Genomic DNA, 19,201 nt, shown 5'->3' on the forward strand with positions numbered 1-19,201 from the left:
TGATAAAATAAGAGAGGTCTTTCCATCTTATGCGGCGTACAGAGAAGCGGCAGCATATTCCCACGTTCCCCTTGCATATCTATTGTTCAGGCATATGCAGAACCAATCCAATTTGGCCCTGCGGTGTGCTGAAAGCAATTGAAGGGGTGGCATGGATGATGAAGGACAGAATGGAAAAACCGGTGTCTAAAAAGGAACAGGAACGGAGAATATTCGTACGCCGGGCGGCATTGGGGATGGAACGTTTCTTCCAGAAAAAAGGACAAACTCCCACGCCATTTCGGTGAGAGAATCCGTTCTTAAAGTCCAGAAATGCGATTCATTGGTTTTTTACACAAACGGTTGCTTTCTCTATTTTGTATAGCAGCTGCTGTTTTGGCTGTCTTGTTTTGGATTGTGCCGCCAGTTGTTCTTTCGACACTGGCAGATACGCCGCGATTCCAGGAACCGGTCTGCCGTGTAGATACAAAAGAAAAACAGATTGCCCTTACATTTGACGTAGAATGGACGGACGTACAGACCGATGAATTGCTGAATATCTTAAAAAAGTATCAAGCGACCGCAACTTTTTTTGTTGTGGGACACTGGGCAGAAACCCATGATGAATCGGTGCTTCGGATTACCATGGCGGGATGTGAACTGGGGACCCACTCGATGACACATGTCCGCATGGATCAGCTTTCGCACGGGAAACAAAAGGAAGAACTACAAGCCAGCAGCCGGACTTTGGAGCAGATTACAGGAAAACAGCCCCGTCTCTTTCGTGCTCCATACGGGGCTTATAGCCCCGAACTACTATCCACAGTGCGAGAAGAAGGGATGGTTTCCATTCAGTGGGAGATCGACTCGCTCGACTGGAAAAACATTTCTCCAGAACGCATCTGTGATCATATTGTACAGCAGGTCCGGCCAGGGGCGATTGTGCGGTTTCAGAGTAGTGCCCTGAATACACCCACGGCATTGGAAAAAGTATTGGAGGTTCTTTGCGAGCAGGGATATACCTTTGTGACCGTTACAGAACTAATGGATAAAGGATAGGAGCGGAGGAAATAAAATGGCAAGAATTACCCATATCCGTAAATGTAGCCGGCCGATTCGGGTAGAAAGTCGTACAGTGATGGATATAAATACCAATCCGACGTATTTTTCCATGTGGGTACATGCAGCAGGACAGGAGATGGGCACAGAACTGCGGCCCCTGAGCATTCAGTTGGACCACAACATGGCACAGCAACTGAGGGATTATTTAGAGGACTTTCTATCAGAAGAGAAAAGGAAAGAGAATCCATAATTTTGCTCGCCTTTTTACATATTCTTTGAAGAAACGGTACATACTGCACTTGTGTCGTCCCGGTTTCAGAATGTTCGGCTATAGCCGGTTTGGAGCGTGCAAGTGAATGACCGATATTCTTCTCTGTGGAAAAAGTACGGATCAGTCCATTGTCAGGGCTTTGCTGCCAGCTTTGGCGAGATACGGTGGCGTCCGATATGTCCATCCGGATTTACTCCGGAAGATCGGAGAGGATGAACCTCGTTTTTTAGTCTGCGATTGTGAACGAATTCCGAAGGTAGAGGGAAACAGCGGCATTCTGTTTTTTAAAAACAGTTTTGATTCGGATTCTCCAATCTCTATTCCCGATGGCTTTCTGTGTGCTTTTGAACCGCAGAATCAGCGCGCTGCAGCGTTGTTGCGAGCTGCAGGGGCAGCGGCTGTGACTTGCGGCATGTGTGCTAAGGATACGCTTTCCATATCCAGCCTGGATTATGGCGCCGCAGCGCTCAGCCTCCAACGAAGCATTACAACGTTGGATGGCGACGTAGTAGAACCCCGCGATATTACGGTAGAACTCCATTCGACCGTCAGCCCACGTCAGATGCTTGCGGTCTGTATGGTCCTGTTAATGGCGGGAGTGGACTCTTCCCGCGGTTATGTTATTTAAAATGCTACAAAAAATTGACAATCATAAAACGACACCGGATACGCAAAATAGGAAAGCAAACGCAAAACAAATTCAAAAACAAAATTTTTTAAGGAGTGTTTTATGATGTCTAGATCTAATAACAAGAATGTTGTTCCGGAAGCACGTGCGGCCCTCGATAAGTTTAAGATGGAAGCAGCAGCAGAGGTTGGCGTGAACCTGAAGCAGGGTTACAACGGCGACTTGACTTCCCGTGAGGCCGGTTCCGTCGGTGGCCAGATGGTCAAGACGATGATTCAGCGTTATGAGGAAAACATGAAATAAAACCATTCCCATTTTATAAAAACGCCACGCCAAACGGTGTGGCGTTTTTGCATATAAAGAGTTAACGCCGTTTGATCCGGCGTCAACTCTCATAATCTTCAATTAAACGGTTCAAACGGTCTCGGTCCGTCACGCGAATGCCCTCTCGCAAAAGGATCTGATCGGCTTCCGGAAGAAGGTCAAGATCGACATCCAATTCTTCAAAAGGAGATTCACTTTCATTCAAAAAGATACCGATATGACCTTTGTATGCACGCACTGTATATACGGCGACATTGCTCGCCATAGCGTAGGTGCCGCTGCTTTCTTGACTTGACGGTGCCTCGGGGGTATAATACATTATATTTGAGCTGGATGATTCCTCCAATGGTTCCGTTTGGAACCACCGTTGCGGATACCCCATCAGGAGGAGTGCAAGGACAACAATGTCCAAGCAGGCCAGCACAAGTATCAGTTTTTTCACAGATCATCACCTCATGGGTATTATTTGGAAATTTCGGTAAAATATACAGGTCACCAGCACTTTCTGAACATGTGCGGGGCTTGTGGAGAGCGTGAAAGGAGGCGCGGAATGCGAAAAACGGACATCAGTAAGTTCAGCAATACCGGTCCTGTGCAGGACAACAGTGCATCCGATACAGCGCGGTCGATCGGAAAAATCTTGGCAAAGGCACTGCTTACGCTGCTGGCCATTCTCATAATCACAGGAATGATTGTGGGCGCTTTTTTGGTTTCCTTCGTTTGGAGTATGAAGGATGAAACCATGAGTTACGACCTCAACAAACTCAAGCTCAATTACACAAGCTTTATTTATGTGTACGACGAGAATGGAAATCCGGTGGAATATCAGAGCCTTTACAGCAACGAAAATCGTATTTGGGTGGATTATGACCAGATCCCCCAGGCGATGAAAGATGCAATTGTTGCCATTGAGGACAAACGCTTTTGGGAGCACAATGGGGTGGACTGGCGCAGAACCTTTGGAGCAGTGACACAGCTGTTTTCAAACGGCAGCAGCTATGGCGGCTCCACCATCACGCAGCAGTTGATCAAAAATGTGACGGGGGATAAGGATGTCAGCCTGACCCGAAAGGTCAAGGAGATTTTCCGTGCATTAAACCTGAATAAAGCGTACAGCCGAGAGCAAATCCTGGAAGCGTATCTCAATGTGGTGAATTTTGGCAGCGGCACCAATGGGGTGCAGGCTGCTGCAAACCTCTATTTTGGGAAGGACATCCAGGACTGTGACATTGCGGAATGTGCTGCAATTGCAGGAATCACACAAAATCCATCCCGTTATACGCCTTTGGTGCATCCAGAAAATAATATGAAGCGTCAACAGACTGTGCTTTCGGAAATGTATGACCAGGGAAAAATCACGAAGGCAGAATACGATCAGGCGATGGAAGAATCCCGTCATATGACTTTTGTCGGAAAAAAACAAGAGAACGGCGGGGGCAGTACGGAAATTTGGAACTGGTACGTGGAGACCATGTTCGAGGATGTCAAAGAAGATCTGATGGAGTTATATAGCTGTACCAGCGCAAAAGCGGAGGATATGATCTACCACGACGGCTTGAAGATTTATTGTGCGATGGATCAGGAAATGCAAAGTCTGGCGGAGTCTGTGGTAAATAATGCGGATAACTTGCCGGCAAATCAAAAGATCGATCTTGGATATATCGCTATGGATTACGATGGGCGCGTGTTAGCAGTGGTAGGCGCTCGCGAAAAAACAAGGAACCGTCCGCTGAATCTTGCGACCGACGCGCAGCGACAGCCTGGTTCTACGATCAAACCGATTGGTGTATATGCTCCTGCCATTGAGTTGGGGACAATCAATTATTCCACGATTGTGGAGGATGCCCCAATGGAAAATTGGAATGGGAATAAGCCGGGGCCTAACAATTTTGATAATCGTTATCTGGGGAATATGACCGTGGAATTTGCCCTGGAGAATTCCAGAAATGCGCCTGCGGCCCGTATCTGCAAGGAGATTACGCCGGAAGTTGGCTATACGTTCCTAAAGGACAAACTCAATTTTACGAGCTTGCAGCCTGCGGATAACAATATTGCGCCAATTGCAGTGGGTGGTATGAGCGAAGGCGTTACAGTCCGAGAGATGACCGCAGCATTCCAAATCTTTGCAAACGGCGGTGTGTTTACAGAGCCGTACACGTACTACTACGTAGAAGATCACGATGGGAACGTCATTTTGGACAATCGAAATCAAGAGAAGGTACAAGCGATTTCGTCCACGACCGCTTCTGTGATGCATCATCTGCTCAATCGCGTAATTACTGGTTCGGAAGGCAGTGGCAGGAGAGCCGCCATTTCCGGCTGGGAGGTATTCGGAAAGACTGGTACGACCAATGACCAAAAGGACAGTTGGTTTATTGGTGGCACTCCCTATGCGCTTGCAGGTATTTGGACGGGTTATCGCGATACGCCGACTGCGATGAGCAATGCAGAGACGAAATATGCCATCTCCATTTGGCAGAAAATTATGGCGCAGTACTTGGAAAATAAAGAGCCGCTGAAGTTCACATATGACGAAAATGTGATTTCCGCGACATTTTGCCAGCAGAGCGGAAAACTGGCAAATGCCACTTGTCCAAAGACAGGCACAGGCTGGTACAAGAAGGACGAATTACCCGATCGATGTGATCTGGCACATGAAACCGAAGGGGAGGGAACTTCATCGGCTGGGGAAGAAGGACCCACACCTGAAGTGGAAACGCCGTCCGATCCCACGACTTCTTCTCAGCAGGCGAGTGAACATCCAATGGAGTCCAATGCATCCAGTGAGAACACATCGGTTCCAGAGGCGCCGCCTTCCCAACCAGAAGTTCCCTCACAGGAACCGGAGGAGAATCCAGACGACAATATTGTAGTAGTACCTGGAGAACAGGATCTGCCCCCGGGAATTGTCCCGGTGGGATGAACGAATTCTTTTTACAGATTGTGGGGATGCGAAAACGCGTCCCCTTTCTTTTTGGATTTTGACAACAGTTTCATAAATTAATCTGTTAAAGCAAAGAATGTTGTGCTTTTTGATATTGAATGTCCGATTAAAAAATGGTAAACTGTAGACATGTTTCTCATCTTCTGAACGGAGAAATCCTGTTTTATGGGCGTTCAAATTGTTAAATATGGCAAAGTTTTAGCCATGCCCTGTGCAAAACTGGCGAGGGCGAAGGGAAAACAGCCTGTCCATATGCCGGGAAGGTATCTTAGGACAGGAGTGACTAATATATATAGGGAGTGCTGGTGAAAATGGTTCAGATAGCGGTTATGGGCTATGGGGTTGTCGGTTCGGGCGTGGTGGAAGTTCTCACAACGCATACGGATCACATCGCAAAGCGTGCAAAAGAAGAAATTGGTATCAAGTATATTCTTGATTTAAGAGAGTTTCCTGACAGCCCTTTTGCGGATAAATTTACAAAGTCCTTTGACGACATTGTCAACGACCCAGAAGTCCGTGTGGTGGTGGAAGTGATGGGGGGCTTGCATCCAGCGTTTGAGTATACAATGCGTTGCATCGAAGCGGGAAAAAGCGTCGTAACATCCAATAAAGAACTGGTGGCGACCAAGGGTGCAGAGATCCTCAAGTTGGCACAGGAAAAAAATGTGAACTTCCTGTTCGAAGCCAGTGTGGGTGGAGGTATCCCAATTATCCGGCCGATTAGCCAGTGCCTGGCGGCAAATGATGTGATCGAAATTGCGGGAATCTTAAATGGTACTACGAATTTTATTTTGACAAAAATGATTCACGAGTCAATGGATTTCCAGGATGCGTTGTCCTTAGCACAGAAGCTGGGGTATGCAGAGCGGAATCCTGCAGCCGACGTAGAGGGCGACGACGCCTGCCGGAAGATTTGTATTCTGGCCTCTCTGGCGTTTGGCCGGCATGTTTATCCGGAACAAGTTCATACGGAGGGGATCACAAAGATCTCTTTGGCCGATGTAGAATATGCAGAGCAGTGGGGCGGCGTAGTAAAGCTGATCGGCCGTGTCAAACAGATGGAGAGCGGAAAGCTTCAGATCATTGTCTGCCCGATGTTTATTCCCCGTGAGAGCCAGCTGGCCAATGTGGACGATGTATTCAATGGAATCATGGTTCGTGGCGACTCAACCGGCGACGTAGTGTTCTATGGAAAGGGCGCTGGTAAGCTGCCGACCGCCAGTGCGGTGGTAGCCGATGTGATCGATTGTGTCAAACATTTTAAGGCCAGGAAGTATCTCTATTGGGGAGAGGGAAGCCCGGATTATATTGAGGATTATCTGGATGATAAGGTGAGCATGTATGTGCGCGCTAGTACGGATAACGAGGCGCTTGCCCTTGGCAACGCCGGTCACCTGTTGGGGAAAATTAACCATTTGACGCGCAAGAATGCACCGGCCGGCGAAATCGCCTTTGTCACAGAGGCGATGCCGGAACGTTTGATTGTTGCCAATTTAAAAAAGCTTTCTGAATTGGGAGTCACCATTGAAAATACCATTCGTATCGGAGAGCTGTGAGTGATATAGATATAGGAGAGAAGTAGAGCATGATAAGAATACAGATTCCGGCGACCAGCGCCAATTTGGGTTCTGGTTTTGATTCCTTGGGAATCGCTTTGACCATGTATAACCAGGTTTGGATGGAGGAGTCCGATACATTGGATATTTCCTCCAAAGATGATGTTAAGATTCCTACTGATGAAAATAACCTCATTTTTTGGGCCGCAAAACAGGTCTACGAGAAATGTGGCCGGAAGTTACCGGGGCTAAAACTGATTCAGCAGAATGATATTCCCATGGCGCGTGGGCTGGGCAGCAGTTCGGCTTGTATTGTGGCTGGCATTCTGGGCGCCAACCGTTTGCTGGGCAGTCCTTTGAGTACGACGGAACTGATTAATTTAGCGGCAGAAATTGAAGGCCATCCGGACAATACAACCCCCGCAATTGAGGGCGGTTTGGTGGCTTCTGCAATTGAAGCAGGCCGTGTTTACAGTGTTAGTGTACCGGTTTCAGAAAAGATTCGCTTTGCCCTGTTTATCCCCCCGTTTGAGTTAAAAACGGAGAAAGCCCGTTCCGTGTTGCCAGAGTCATATGCCCGAGCAGATGCAGTGTATAACTTGTCGCGTTCGGCACTGATGACCGCATCCTTGTTCTCAGGAAAGTTGGAAAACCTGCGTGTGGCGGTACAGGATAAGATCCACCAACCGTACCGTTCCGGATTGATCGACAACCTGGACAATGTGTTCCGCCTGAGCTATGAGCTCGGTTCACTCGGTACTTATGTCAGTGGCGCCGGCCCAACGATTATTTCGATGATCGACGTAGCGGATACAGATAATTTTGTCAAGTATGCTGCGGGACATTTAGAAGAGAAGGGCATTGCCGGCTGGCAGATCCGAATTTTGAAGGCGGATTCCAACGGCGCACAAATCTCCATTGCCTGAGGATGAGCTGACAAAGTGGGATAGACCGGTTTTCCGGTTTTGATAGGCGAGGTCTCTGCTTCCAGGATCGTGGTTCGGAAGCGGCGCTTTGCGTATTTTTATTGATTGAGAGATGGAGGATGAACCAATGAGCCTTATCGTTCAAAAATTCGGCGGCAGTTCTGTTGCAAATGCCGAACGCCTGTTCAACGTGGCCAACATCGTCACCCAAACATATAAGGAGGGCAATGATGTGGTCGTAGTGGTTTCCGCTCAGGGCGATACCACGGACGATCTGATTGCCAAGGCAAATGAAATCAACCCGAATGCATCAAAACGTGAAATGGATATGCTATTGACTTCTGGCGAACAGATTTCTGCTTCCCTCTTGGCGATGGCAATTGAAAAACTGGGCTTTCCGGTGGTTTCCCTGTTGGGGTGGCAGGCTGGCTTTTACACCAGTTCCGCCTATGGTGCGGCACGTATCAAGCGTGTAACGCCGGACCGCATCAAAAAGGAGATTGACAAGAAAAATATCGTGGTGGTGACTGGCTTTCAAGGGGTAAACCGTTACGACGATATGACCACATTAGGGCGCGGCGGTTCAGATACCAGTGCGGTTGCTATCGCAGCGGTTTTAAATGCAGACCTGTGTCAGATCTACACCGATGTGGAAGGGGTATTCACGGCCGACCCACGCAAAGTAAAAAATGCACGCAAATTGAGTGTGATCTCTTATGATGAGATGTTGGAATTGGCGTCTTTGGGGGCGCAGGTTTTAAACAATCGTTCTGTAGAGATGGCGAAAAAGTATAACATAGAGCTTGAGGTACTTTCCAGCCTGACCAAAGCGAAGGGCACCATTGTGAAGGAGGCAACAAAAGTGGAAAAAATGGTAATCAGCGGAATTGCAAAAGATGAGGATGTCGCACGCGTTTCCATCATTGGCGTGCCGGACCGTCCTGGTCTAGCATTTAAGATTTTCTCAAAACTGGCAGCGAAGAATATCAATGTCGATATTATTCTCCAGTCCATCGGAAGAAATGGGACAAAGGACATCAGCTTCACCGTCAGCCATGACAATTTGAAGGCGACCATTGATTTGTTGAATCCTTATGTGGATTTGATTGGTGCGACTAGCGTAGTTTACGATGAAAATGTAGCCAAAGTTTCTGCGGTTGGCGCAGGGATGGAAACCCACCCGGGCATCGCGGCGGAAATGTTTGAATCTCTTTATGAAGCCAATATCAATATCAAGATGATCTCCACCAGTGAGATCAAGATCTCTGTTTTGATCGATAGCAAGGACGCCGATAAAGCGGTTGCTGCCGTTCACGATAAATTCTTTGGCAGTGCATTGGATGCTTAATGATCGAACCTGGTTGTTGTTTGGGTCCCCTGAATGGGGACCCATTTTTTATTAGATCGATAAAGCAGAATGGTTTGCTTATAAAATTGTAATGATATAGATTTTTTTTGTGAAATATGTTATATTATGAACGATAAGAATTTTTGATCTGGCTATAAAAAAGAAACAGATCGTTTCTAGAGAGAGGGGAGTCTTGGATGGATTTCAGAAGGATTGATGCTTATCTCCAAGGGGCATCTCTGGATGGCTATCAGGATTTTGGCGCACATTTTAGCCATGAATACGATCAAGATGGCGCGCGCTTTACGGTGTATGCGCCGAATGCTTCTCGCGTCATGTTGATTGGTTCGTTTAATGGTTGGACCGGTTACGATATGGAGCGGATGCCTTCCGGTGTTTGGACCATTTTTGTTCAAGGAATTCAGGAAATGGATATGTACAAATACCGGATCTTTACGGCGAAGGGGGAGGTGTATGATCGGGCGGACCCGTTTGCCTTTTACAGTGAGTTGCGGCCAAACACCGCCTCGTATGTGTACAACCTGAATCATTTTCCTTGGACAGATGGAAGATGGATGACCACCCGTGATAAGAACTACAATAAACCGTTGAATATCTACGAAGTACATGCCGGTTCTTGGAAGGTCAAAGACGCCCCTGAGGATGCACGTTTTTATCGCTATGATGAATTGGCTGAGCTGTTGATTCCTTATGTCAAAAAGATGGGATATACCCACATAGAGTTACTTCCTTTGACAGAACATCCTTTTGACGGGTCCTGGGGGTATCAAGTGACGGGATATTTTAGCGCTACCAGCCGGTATGGAACCCCAAAACAGCTAATGCATTTTGTAAACCAATGCCATGAGCAGGGAATCGGCGTCATTATGGACTTTGTCCCTACTCATTTTGTCTCTGACTTTTATGCGCTGCATCAATTTGACGGCGGATTCGTCTATGAGAGCGAATATGAGGATCAACGGTACAGCGAGTGGGGAACAGTCCTCTTCGATTATTCAAAGCCCCATGTGATTAGTTTTTTACGTTCAGCAATCGACTTTTGGCTCACATATTACCACTTTGACGGAGTACGGTATGATGCGGTTGCAAACCTAATTTATCACAAGGGCAATCCCAATGACGCAGTCAATGAAACAGGGATTTGGTTTTTAAAAACCTGTAATTATGCGATTCAAAAACGTCATCCCAACGTGATGTTAATTGCAGAAGATTCCTCCAATTATTTGAAGGTCACGGCGCCGGTGGAATACGGGGGATTGGGGTTTGACTACAAATGGGACCTTGGCTGGATGAATGATACGCTCGACTACTTGGCGGTTCCTCCGGTACAGCGATCCGGCGTACACACAAAAATCAGCTTCTCCATGAGCTATTTTTACAATGATATTTTTTTGTTGCCGTTTTCACATGACGAGGTCGTACATGGAAAAAAGACGATTATTGATAAAATTGCAGGAAATTACGAAGAAAAATTCCATCAACTTCGCACGTTGTATCTTTATATGTTTACCCATCCTGGGAAAAAACTCAATTTTATGGGAAACGAATTGGCGGAGTTTAAGGAATGGGACGAGCAAAAGGAACTTGGTTGGAATTTGTTGACCTATCCTGCCCATGACGCATTCTGGAATTATCTCCAGACATTGCAACATCTCTACCTAGAAGAGAGCGCCCTTTATCAAGAGGAATATCATGCAAAGAGCTTTCAATGGTTGGATGTGAACGATGCAAGCCGCTGTGTGTTTGCGTACAAGCGGAGTGATTTAGCAAAGGAAGAGCTGTACATTGCCTTGAACTTTTCCAATCGCATGCATATGCATTATCCGCTGATGGTGGACCATTATGGGATATATGCGGAGATGCTGAATACGGATGAACTGCATTTTGGTGGAAAAGGAAAGACGAATGAGGGGGAATTGCGCACACAGCTCCAGAGCGGAAAATATTATCTGGACATCAACCTGGCGCCATTTGCCTCGTGTATCATCAAACGGATTGATACCACCGTACCTCGGATGCAGCCGGTTAAACCAATTGGCCGAACACATCAAAGTGCGCAAAAGGAAAAACAGCCAACAGAAGAATTACCTGAGGGAAGGGAATAAGGACAAAAAGAGGATGCCCCAAAACTACGAATCGTTCGATTCATAGGAAAGGGGCATCCTTTTTCTGTCTGGAAAAATATCTGGATTTCTAAAAAACGAGGGTATCCTGAAGTCATTTCATTACTTTTGGGACACCCTCCCTTGATCGATCTGTAAAGTTCTTCGTAACTTTTTATAGCAAATGAATGGCATACCCTTCGCAGGCATTCCGCATGCTATCCGGCCAGACAGAGGCCTGTACTTCGCCGATATGTGCCTTTTCCAATAGCGCCATGCATATGCGGGACTGCCCGATGCCGCCCCCCATGGTGAGTGGCAACCGCCCTTCCAATAACATGCTGTGGAAGGGCAACTGGGCGCGTTCTTCACAGCCTGCTGCGGCAAGCTGATGGCGCAGGGCTTCTGCATCCACGCGAATCCCCATGGAAGAGAGCTCCAGGGCGCGATTCAAAACCGGATACCAAATGATGATGTCGCCATTGAGAGACCAATCGTCGTAGTCCGGCGCGCGGCCATCATGTGGCTTGCCGGATTTCAATGCTCCCCCGATTTGGGAGATAAATACTGCGCCATATTCCCTTGCCGCGGCATCTTCCCGCTGCTTTGGGGTCAGATCTGGATAACGGTCTTCCAGCTCCTGGCTGGTTACAAATGTGATTTCCTCGGGAATATAGGAATCTAAAATGGGAAAACGCTCGGTAAGAACCGCCTGCGTTTTATGTAAGACACCCATAATGGATCGAACAGCGTTTTGTAATGTTTCCATGTTGCGTTCCTCAGCCGTGATGACGCGCTCCCAATCCCACTGATCGACATAGACAGAGTGGAGGTTGTCGAGTTCCTCGTCCCGGCGAATCGCATTCATATCCGTATAGAGACCCGTGTCTGCACGGAACCCATAGCGGGCAAGGGCCATCCGTTTCCACTTGGCAAGAGAGTGGACGATTTGAACATCGGCATGGATGTCTGCAACATCAAATTGGACAGGGCGTTCCACACCGTTTAAGTCGTCATTTAAGCCGGTTTCCGGGCGTACAAAGAGGGGGGCAGACACGCGGGTGAGAGAGAGGGCTGCGGCCAGCTCACGCTCAAAGGTATCCTTTGCAAGCTTAATTGCGACTTCGGTCTCTATAATATCGAGCTTTGATGTATAATCCTTAGGTAAAATCAGGTTGCTCAAATCCATGCTTGGTTCATCCTTTCTCAAATGACAGCGCGGAAGACCAGTATAAGAGGGATACCGCTGCTGAACGTGCAAAATTTACGCCTTATTATAAACCAAAATGGGATTTTTTGCAATCCTAAAGGGAAGAAGTTTCATTTTTCTGGTTCTAACAGGAGATTTATATAGGATACATAGGCTTTCGTCTGCGGCGTAGTGGGGCTGCTTCCCGTCATAGCGTCTTGCAGAGGCCCCGGCAGTGACATAAAGAAACGTTGTACCTCCTGATGCTCCCTTAAAAAGTCGTAAAGCTGATCCTCCATGTGCGGCGCCTTCCTTTCTCGAAATTGGTGTGTATAGGGAAAGAATCCTTCATCTGATCCTATCTTTTACAAAACCGCCTTCTTTCATACAAAAGAAGCATGGAAAGGGTATTTCTGAGAACAGCCGATTTCGGCAATTTGAACGAAGCTGAGCAACGGAAATACAGAAAGTGGCGAATTTGTAACAAGAATGATAAATTTCCTCGAAATCGTATTAGAATCCCTTGCATATTCGATTTGATTGTGATATATTTAACATGCAATAAATTATTAGAAGATTGACCTGTGAAACTTTTGGTGGATCGGGTTAGTGAATTATGAAATGGAGGAACAAAATCATGTCTAAGAAAATCGTATTAGCAGGTGCTGTGCGTACTGCAATCGGTAAGATGGGCGGTGCACTGGCAAATGTTCCGGCTGCCACACTTGGCTCCATCGTGATCAAAGAGGCTCTCAAGAGAGCAAACGTTGCTCCCGACCAGGTTGATGAGGTTTTGATGGGCTGCGTTCTGCAGGCTGCTCTGGGCCAGAACGTTGCGCGTCAGGCTGCTGTCAATGCAGGTATCCCGATCGAGGTTCCGGCTTTGACGTTGAACAACGTTTGCGGTTCCGGCCTGAAGTGTGTGAACATGGCTGCTGCGATGATCGAAGCTGGCGAGGCAGACATCGTGGTCGCTGGTGGTATGGAGAACATGTCCTCCGCTCCGTATGCGTTGACCAAGGCTCGTTTTGGCTATCGCATGAACAATGCTACCATGATCGACACCATGGTGAACGATGCACTGTGGGATGCATTCAACGGTTATCACATGGGCATCACTGCTGAGAATGTTGCGGAAAAGTACGGCCTGACCCGCGAGATGCAGGACGAATTTGCTGCTTGCAGCCAGCAGAAGTGCGAAAAGGCACAGGCAGAAGGCCGTTTTGACGATGAGATTGTTCCGGTTCCGGTAAAGGTTAAGAAGGAAACCGTTATGTTTGCAAAGGATGAGGGTCCGCGTGCAGGCGTTACCGCTGAGGGCATTGCAAAGCTTCGCCCGGCATTTAAGCCCGATGGCGGCACGGTTACGGCGGCAAATGCTTCCGGCATTAACGATGGCGCAGCTGCAATCGTTGTGATGAGCGAAGAGAAGGCGAAGGAGCTGGGTGTCACCCCGATGGCTGAGTGGGTTACCGGCGCTTCCGCAGGTGTTGAGCCGTCCATCATGGGTATTGGCCCGGTTGCTGCTACAAAGAAGGCAATGGCAAAGGCAAACCTCAAGGTGGAGGATATGGACCTGATCGAGGCAAACGAGGCATTTGCAGCGCAGTCTTTGGCCGTTGCAAAGGACCTCAACTTCGATATGGCGAAGGTCAACGTCAACGGCGGTGCAATTGCTCTGGGCCATCCGGTTGGCGCTTCTGGCTGCCGTATCCTGGTTACCCTGCTGCATGAGATGCAGAAGAGAGGTTCCAACTATGGCCTCGCTACGCTGTGCGTCGGCGGCGGTATGGGCGTTGCCTCCATTGTGAAGAACTACAAATAAGAAGCTGGGAGCGTTAAGACGATGAGCTATATTAAATATGAGCAGAATGGCTTCGTCGGCGTGCTGACGATCGACCGTGAGAAGGCTTTGAATGCATTGAATTCCGAAGTTTTGGCGGATCTCGACGCTGCTTTGGATGCAATTGATCTGGATTCCACCCGCTGCCTGATTATTACAGGCGCTGGTCAGAAGTCTTTTGTCGCCGGTGCAGACATCGGTGAGATGAGCACGTTGACCAAAGCAGAAGGAGAGGCCTTCGGCAAAAAGGGCAACGATGTGTTCCGTAAAATTGAAACCCTGCCGATCCCGGTGATCGCCGCAGTAAACGGCTTTGCACTCGGCGGAGGCTGTGAGCTTTCCCTGAGCTGCGACATCCGTTTGGCAGCGGAAAATGCTGTTTTTGCACAGCCGGAGACAGGCCTGGGCATTACCCCTGGTTTTGGTGGCACACAGCGTCTGGCCCGTACCATCAACGTGGGTAAGGCAAAGGAAATGATCTATGCTGGCACAAAGGTCAAGGCGCCGGAAGCTCTCAGCCTGGGTCTAGTCAATGCCGTGTATCCGGCAGAGGAACTTATGCCTGCTGCAATGAAGCTGGCGGAGAGAATTGCTGCCAATGCGCCGATCGCTGTCCGTGCTTGTAAGAAGGCGGTCAACGATGGCCTGCAGGTCAACATGGATGAGGCAATTGTCATCGAAGAGAAGTTGTTCGGCAGCTGCTTCGAGACGCAGGATCAGAAAAACGGCATGACGGCGTTTGTTGAGAAGCGCAAGCCCGAGCCGTTTGTCAATAAATAATTTGTATTTACATTCCGCACCGGCATCGCGTTCAAAAGGAAGGCGATACCGGTGCGGGCCAACATAATAAAGATTTAACAGGAGGTTTCTACTATGAAAATTGGTGTTATCGGCGCAGGAACCATGGGCTCCGGCATCGCACAGGCGTTTGCTCAGACAGAAGGCTATGAAGTAATGCTCTGCGACGTGAAGGCAGAGTGGGCTGAAAACGGCAAGGCAAAGATTGCAAAGGGACTCAATAAGAGAGTTGCAAAAGGCAAGATGGAGCAGGCTGCTGCGGATGCAATCCTGGCAAAGATCACCACTGGCACGAATGAAATCGTAGCAGATTGCGACCTCGTTGTAGAGGCTGCTTTGGAGAAGATGGAACTGAAGAAGGAGATCTTCAAGCAGCTGGAAGGCATCTGCAAGAAGGATTGCATCTTTGCAACCAATACTTCCTCCCTCTCTATCACAGAAATCTCCAATGGCCTTGATAGAGCCGTTGTCGGCATGCATTTCTTCAATCCGGCTCCGGTTATGAAGCTGGTTGAGGTCATTGCAGGCGAGACCACTTGCCCCGAGACCGTGAAGAAAGTCATCGAGGTTTCCGAGTCCATCGGCAAGACCCCGGTTCAGGTCAATGAGGCTGCTGGTTTTGTTGTCAACCGTATTTTGATTCCGATGATTAATGAAGCAGTCGGCATCTATGCTGACGGCGTTGCTTCCGTAGAAGGCATTGACACCGCCATGAAGCTCGGCGCAAATCATCCGATGGGACCGCTCGCTTTGGGCGACCTGATTGGTTTGGACGTTTGCTTGGCCATTATGGAAGTTTTGCAGTCTGAAACGGGCGATCCGAAGTACCGTCCGCATCCGCTGCTCAGAAAGATGGTCCGTGCTGGCAAGCTCGGCCAGAAAACTGGTAAGGGATTCTACGATTACACCAAATAAGATACGATTTGGCGTAAATTTTAATTTGGAGGAACAGGTATGGATTTCGTACTGAGCAAAGAACAAGAAATGGCCCGTACGCTCTTTAAGGAGTTTGCGGAGAATGAAGTAAAACCTCTTGCACAGGAAGTTGACGAAACGGAACATTTCCCGAGAGCAACCGTTGAAAAGATGCAGAAGCTCGGTTTCATGGGAATTCCGCAGCCGAAGGAATTCGGCGGCCAGGGCTGTGACACACTCACTTATGTGCTGTGCGTCGAAGAACTCTCCAAGGTTTGTGCAACCACGGGTGTTATCGTTTCCGCTCATACTTCTCTGGGCACAGACCCGATTAAGAAGTTTGGTACTCCGGCACAGAAGGAAAAGTATCTGCGTCCGTTGGCTTCCGGCGAGTTGTTGGGTGCATTCGGTTTGACCGAGCCCGGCGCAGGCACGGATGCTTCCGGCCAGCAGACGAAGGCTGTCCTGGAGGGTGACCACTATGTCCTCAACGGCAGCAAGATTTTCATCACAAATGGTGGCGAGGCAGATATATATATCATCTTTGCAATGACGGATAAGAGCAAAGGCACCAAGGGTATCTCTGCGTTTATCGTTGAGAAGGATTTCCCGGGCTTCCGCATTGGTACAAAAGAGAAGAAGATGGGCATCCGTGGTTCTGCTACCACAGAGCTGATCTTTGAGAACTGCATCGTTCCAAAAGAAAACCTCCTTGGCCAGGAAGGCAAGGGCTTTGGAATTGCAATGACCACACTGGATGGCGGTCGTATCGGCATCGCGGCACAGGCGCTGGGCATTGCTGAGGGCGCGTTGGAGGAAACGATTGCCTATGTGAAGGAAAGAAAGCAGTTCGGCCGTCCGATTGCGAAGTTCCAGAATACGCAGTTCCAGATCGCCGACATGGCGACCAAGGTAGAGGCTGCTCGTTATCTGGTTTATCGCGCAGCGATTGCGAAGGATACAAAGAAGCGCTTCTCCGTCGAGGCAGCAATGGCAAAGTTGTACGCTGCAGAAGTCGCGATGGAAGTGACCACCAAGGCGGTACAGCTCCACGGCGGCTATGGTTACACGAGAGAGTACCCGGTCGAGCGCATGATGCGTGACGCTAAGATCACGGAAATTTATGAAGGCACCAGCGAAGTACAGCGCATGGTCATCTCCTCTAATGTAATTAAATAGTCGATAAAGGCCAGAAGGAGTGAAAATCTTTGAATATCGTAGTTTGCATTAAGCAAGTTCCAAATACCAACGAAGTGAAACTTGACCCGGTGACCGGTACCCTGATTCGTGAAGGTGTACCGAGCATCATCAACCCGGACGATAAAGCAGGTCTCGAAGCTGCTCTCCGTTTGAAGGATTCCATTGGTGCACATGTGACTGTGCTTTCCATGGGCCCAGCACAGGCGGATGCTGCTTTGCGCGAAGCACTGGCAATGGGCGCGGACGAGGCAATCTTGGTTTCCGACAGAGCTTTCGGTGGCGCTGACACTTGGGCAACCTCCACAACAATTGCCGCGGCGATCAAGAATCTCGATTATGATCTCATCATTACGGGCCGTCAGGCCATTGATGGCGATACGGCTCAGGTTGGACCGCAGATCTCTGAGCATCTCGGCATCCCGAACATCAGCTATGCAGAGGACATCCAGGTCGAGGGCGATTCCGTGATCGTTAAGCGCCAGTATGAAGATCGTTATCATACCGTAAAGGCAAAGATGCCCTGCCTGATCACCGCACTGAGCGAGATGAACAAGCCGCGCTATATGACGCCCGGCGGTATCTTTGATGCATACAGAGAGAAAGAAGTCAAGGTTTGGGGCCTGAAAGACATCACAGTTGACCAGGCGAATATCGGCCTGAAGGGCTCACCCACCAGAGTGTTCCAGACGTTCACGAAGAGCTTGAAGGCAGCTGGCACAGTTGTCCAGCTGGACCCGGAAGAGTCTGCCAACTACATGATCGAGAAGCTCAAGGAAAAGTTCATTATTTAATTTTGTAGTTTGTGATGACAACTGAGAATATTGAAAGTGGTGAGCAAAAAATGAATTTACAGGATTATCAGGGCGTATTTGTATTCGTCCAGCAGGTGGATCATAAAATCACTGGTGTTTCTTATGAGTTGCTCGGCAAAGGAAAGGAGCTTGCCGCAGACTTGGGTACAGAGGTTACCGCTGTTCTGCTTGGCTATCAGGTAGAAGATCTTTGCCCGAAGCTTGCCCGTTATGGTGCGGATAAGATCATTCTGGTGGATAATGAGGCATTGGAGCCCTACACTACAGAGCCTTATGCACATGCAATGTACAATGTGATTGAAAAGTACAAGCCCGCTGTGGTACTTTATGGCGCAACAGCAATCGGCCGTGACTTGGCACCGCGTGTGTCCGCTCGTGTACACACTGGCCTGACTGCAGACTGCACGAAGTTGGAAATCGATCCGGATACGAAGAATCTGAAGATGACTCGCCCGGCATTCGGCGGCAACATCATGGCGACCATCCTTTGCCCGGAGCATCGTCCGCAGATGGCAACGGTTCGTCCCGGCGTTATGCAGAAGATTAAGCCGATCGACGGTGCAGAGGCTTCGGTCGAGAAGTATGATTTGGCGTTCGAGAAGAACAACAAGTATGTTGAAGTGCTTAACGTTGTCAAGAAGGTCAGCGATAAGATCGACATCCAGGATGCCAAGATTTTGGTTTCCGGTGGCCGTGGTATGGGTTGCCCGGAGAACTTCAAACTTCTGCGTGATTTGGCAGATGTTCTCGGCGGTGAAGTAAGTGCGTCCAGAGCTTGTGTGGACGCAGGCTGGGCAGAGAAGGATGTACAGGTTGGCCAGACTGGTAAGACGGTTCGCCCGAACCTTTACATCGCTTGCGGCATCTCCGGTGCTATCCAGCACTTGGCCGGCATGGAGGATTCCGATGTGATCGTTGCGATCAACAAGGATGAGAATGCGCCGATCTTTGAAGTGGCGGATTATGGCATTGTTGGCGATGTCACCAAGATTCTGCCGATCTTCACGGAGAAGCTCAAGGAAGAGTTGGCTCTGCGCAACGCATAAGTAGTTTTTTCTTGAAAAAGCGGAGGGTGTCCCAAAAGTCATGAAATGACTTCAGGATACCCTCGTTTTTTTAGAAACGCAGATATTTTTCCAAACAGAAAGAGGATGCCCTTTCCTATGAATCGAAAAATTCGTAGTTTTGGGACACCCTCTTTTTGTATCATGCAACACGAAACTAGACGAGAGGAGAGATACGATGTTATCATCCGAGTGTGCGGCTCATTTTTTAGAAAGGGA

The 19,201-nt window shown here is 48.7% G+C and carries 18 protein-coding genes; 15 read left to right on the plus strand and 3 right to left on the minus strand.

What is annotated here, in order from left to right; all coding sequences use genetic code 11:
• The first annotated feature begins 375 nt into the window (after window positions 1-375).
• The 4 genes from B9Y59_RS06030 to B9Y59_RS06045 all read left to right on the plus strand — a co-directional run bounded on the left by B9Y59_RS06030 (window position 376) and on the right by B9Y59_RS06045 (window position 2,243).
• Window positions 376-1,038, plus strand: coding sequence for a polysaccharide deacetylase family protein (locus B9Y59_RS06030; protein ID WP_158088958.1), 663 nt, complete (start codon window positions 376-378; stop codon window positions 1,036-1,038).
• A 16-nt stretch (window positions 1,039-1,054) separates the two neighbouring features.
• Window positions 1,055-1,291 (plus strand): hypothetical protein, encoded by a 237-nt coding sequence (locus tag B9Y59_RS06035; RefSeq protein WP_085532385.1) that lies wholly within the window; start codon window positions 1,055-1,057, stop codon window positions 1,289-1,291.
• 106 nt (window positions 1,292-1,397) lie between these two features.
• Complete coding sequence (locus B9Y59_RS06040) at window positions 1,398-1,940, plus strand: hypothetical protein (protein ID WP_085532387.1); 543 nt, start codon at window positions 1,398-1,400, stop codon at window positions 1,938-1,940.
• A gap of 105 nt (window positions 1,941-2,045) precedes the next feature.
• Window positions 2,046-2,243 (plus strand): alpha/beta-type small acid-soluble spore protein, encoded by a 198-nt coding sequence (locus tag B9Y59_RS06045; RefSeq protein WP_054323039.1) that lies wholly within the window; start codon window positions 2,046-2,048, stop codon window positions 2,241-2,243.
• 82 nt (window positions 2,244-2,325) lie between these two features.
• Here the strand turns inward: B9Y59_RS06045 and B9Y59_RS06050 are convergent, their stop codons facing one another.
• A complete protein-coding gene (locus B9Y59_RS06050; RefSeq protein ID WP_054323038.1) occupies window positions 2,326-2,706 on the minus strand; it encodes a hypothetical protein in 381 nt (126 codons plus the stop codon).
• A gap of 108 nt (window positions 2,707-2,814) precedes the next feature.
• On the opposite strand from B9Y59_RS06050, the gene B9Y59_RS06055 reads away from it, so the two are divergent.
• The 5 genes from B9Y59_RS06055 (at window position 2,815) to glgB (ending at window position 11,164) form a co-directional block, all read left to right on the plus strand.
• The gene (locus tag B9Y59_RS06055; RefSeq protein WP_054323037.1) at window positions 2,815-5,187 is read left to right on the plus strand and encodes a PBP1A family penicillin-binding protein; all 2,373 of its coding nucleotides are present in this window, start codon (window positions 2,815-2,817) and stop codon (window positions 5,185-5,187) included.
• Between the two features lie 332 nt (window positions 5,188-5,519).
• On the plus strand, window positions 5,520-6,764 hold the full coding sequence (locus tag B9Y59_RS06060) for a homoserine dehydrogenase (protein WP_085532389.1): 1,245 nt from the start codon (window positions 5,520-5,522) through the stop codon (window positions 6,762-6,764).
• Window positions 6,765-6,793: 29 nt separating this feature from the next.
• Window positions 6,794-7,690 carry a homoserine kinase gene (gene thrB, locus B9Y59_RS06065; protein WP_085532391.1) on the plus strand — a complete coding sequence of 299 codons (897 nt, stop codon included), beginning with the start codon at window positions 6,794-6,796 and terminating at the stop codon, window positions 7,688-7,690.
• 127 nt (window positions 7,691-7,817) lie between these two features.
• Entirely contained in the window at window positions 7,818-9,038 is a 1,221-nt protein-coding gene (locus tag B9Y59_RS06070; RefSeq protein WP_054323036.1) for an aspartate kinase, read from the plus strand.
• Window positions 9,039-9,235: 197 nt separating this feature from the next.
• Complete coding sequence (gene glgB, locus B9Y59_RS06075; RefSeq protein ID WP_085532393.1) at window positions 9,236-11,164, plus strand: 1,4-alpha-glucan branching protein GlgB; 1,929 nt, start codon at window positions 9,236-9,238, stop codon at window positions 11,162-11,164.
• A gap of 172 nt (window positions 11,165-11,336) precedes the next feature.
• Here the strand turns inward: glgB and asnA are convergent, their stop codons facing one another.
• Both asnA and B9Y59_RS15675 read right to left on the minus strand, forming a co-directional pair.
• Window positions 11,337-12,344 (minus strand): aspartate--ammonia ligase, encoded by a 1,008-nt coding sequence (gene asnA, locus B9Y59_RS06080; protein ID WP_442856177.1) that lies wholly within the window; start codon window positions 12,342-12,344, stop codon window positions 11,337-11,339.
• Window positions 12,345-12,481: 137 nt separating this feature from the next.
• A complete protein-coding gene (locus B9Y59_RS15675) occupies window positions 12,482-12,649 on the minus strand; it encodes a hypothetical protein (RefSeq protein ID WP_153802338.1) in 168 nt (55 codons plus the stop codon).
• A 338-nt stretch (window positions 12,650-12,987) separates the two neighbouring features.
• Here B9Y59_RS15675 and B9Y59_RS06085 point away from each other — a divergent pair, with 338 nt between their 5' ends.
• The 6 genes from B9Y59_RS06085 to B9Y59_RS06110 all read left to right on the plus strand — a co-directional run bounded on the left by B9Y59_RS06085 (window position 12,988) and on the right by B9Y59_RS06110 (window position 18,964).
• Window positions 12,988-14,175 carry an acetyl-CoA C-acetyltransferase gene (locus B9Y59_RS06085; RefSeq protein ID WP_054323035.1) on the plus strand — a complete coding sequence of 396 codons (1,188 nt, stop codon included), beginning with the start codon at window positions 12,988-12,990 and terminating at the stop codon, window positions 14,173-14,175.
• 21 nt (window positions 14,176-14,196) lie between these two features.
• Window positions 14,197-14,973, plus strand: a complete 777-nt coding sequence (locus B9Y59_RS06090; protein WP_085532397.1) for an enoyl-CoA hydratase-related protein — start codon at window positions 14,197-14,199, stop codon at window positions 14,971-14,973.
• 93 nt (window positions 14,974-15,066) lie between these two features.
• Entirely contained in the window at window positions 15,067-15,906 is an 840-nt protein-coding gene (locus B9Y59_RS06095) for a 3-hydroxyacyl-CoA dehydrogenase family protein (protein WP_054323034.1), read from the plus strand.
• Window positions 15,907-15,945: 39 nt separating this feature from the next.
• Window positions 15,946-17,085, plus strand: coding sequence for an acyl-CoA dehydrogenase (locus tag B9Y59_RS06100; RefSeq protein ID WP_054323033.1), 1,140 nt, complete (start codon window positions 15,946-15,948; stop codon window positions 17,083-17,085).
• Between the two features lie 29 nt (window positions 17,086-17,114).
• Window positions 17,115-17,897 carry an electron transfer flavoprotein subunit beta/FixA family protein gene (locus B9Y59_RS06105; protein ID WP_085532399.1) on the plus strand — a complete coding sequence of 261 codons (783 nt, stop codon included), beginning with the start codon at window positions 17,115-17,117 and terminating at the stop codon, window positions 17,895-17,897.
• 50 nt (window positions 17,898-17,947) lie between these two features.
• Window positions 17,948-18,964: an electron transfer flavoprotein subunit alpha/FixB family protein gene (locus B9Y59_RS06110; protein ID WP_054323170.1), complete on the plus strand. Its 1,017-nt coding sequence runs from the start codon at window positions 17,948-17,950 to the stop codon at window positions 18,962-18,964.
• The last annotated feature ends 237 nt before the right edge of the window (window positions 18,965-19,201 follow it).

It is taken from the genome of Anaeromassilibacillus sp. Marseille-P3371, from assembly GCF_900169665.1.
In the GTDB taxonomy this organism is placed as follows: Bacteria; Bacillota; Clostridia; order Oscillospirales; family Acutalibacteraceae; genus Anaeromassilibacillus.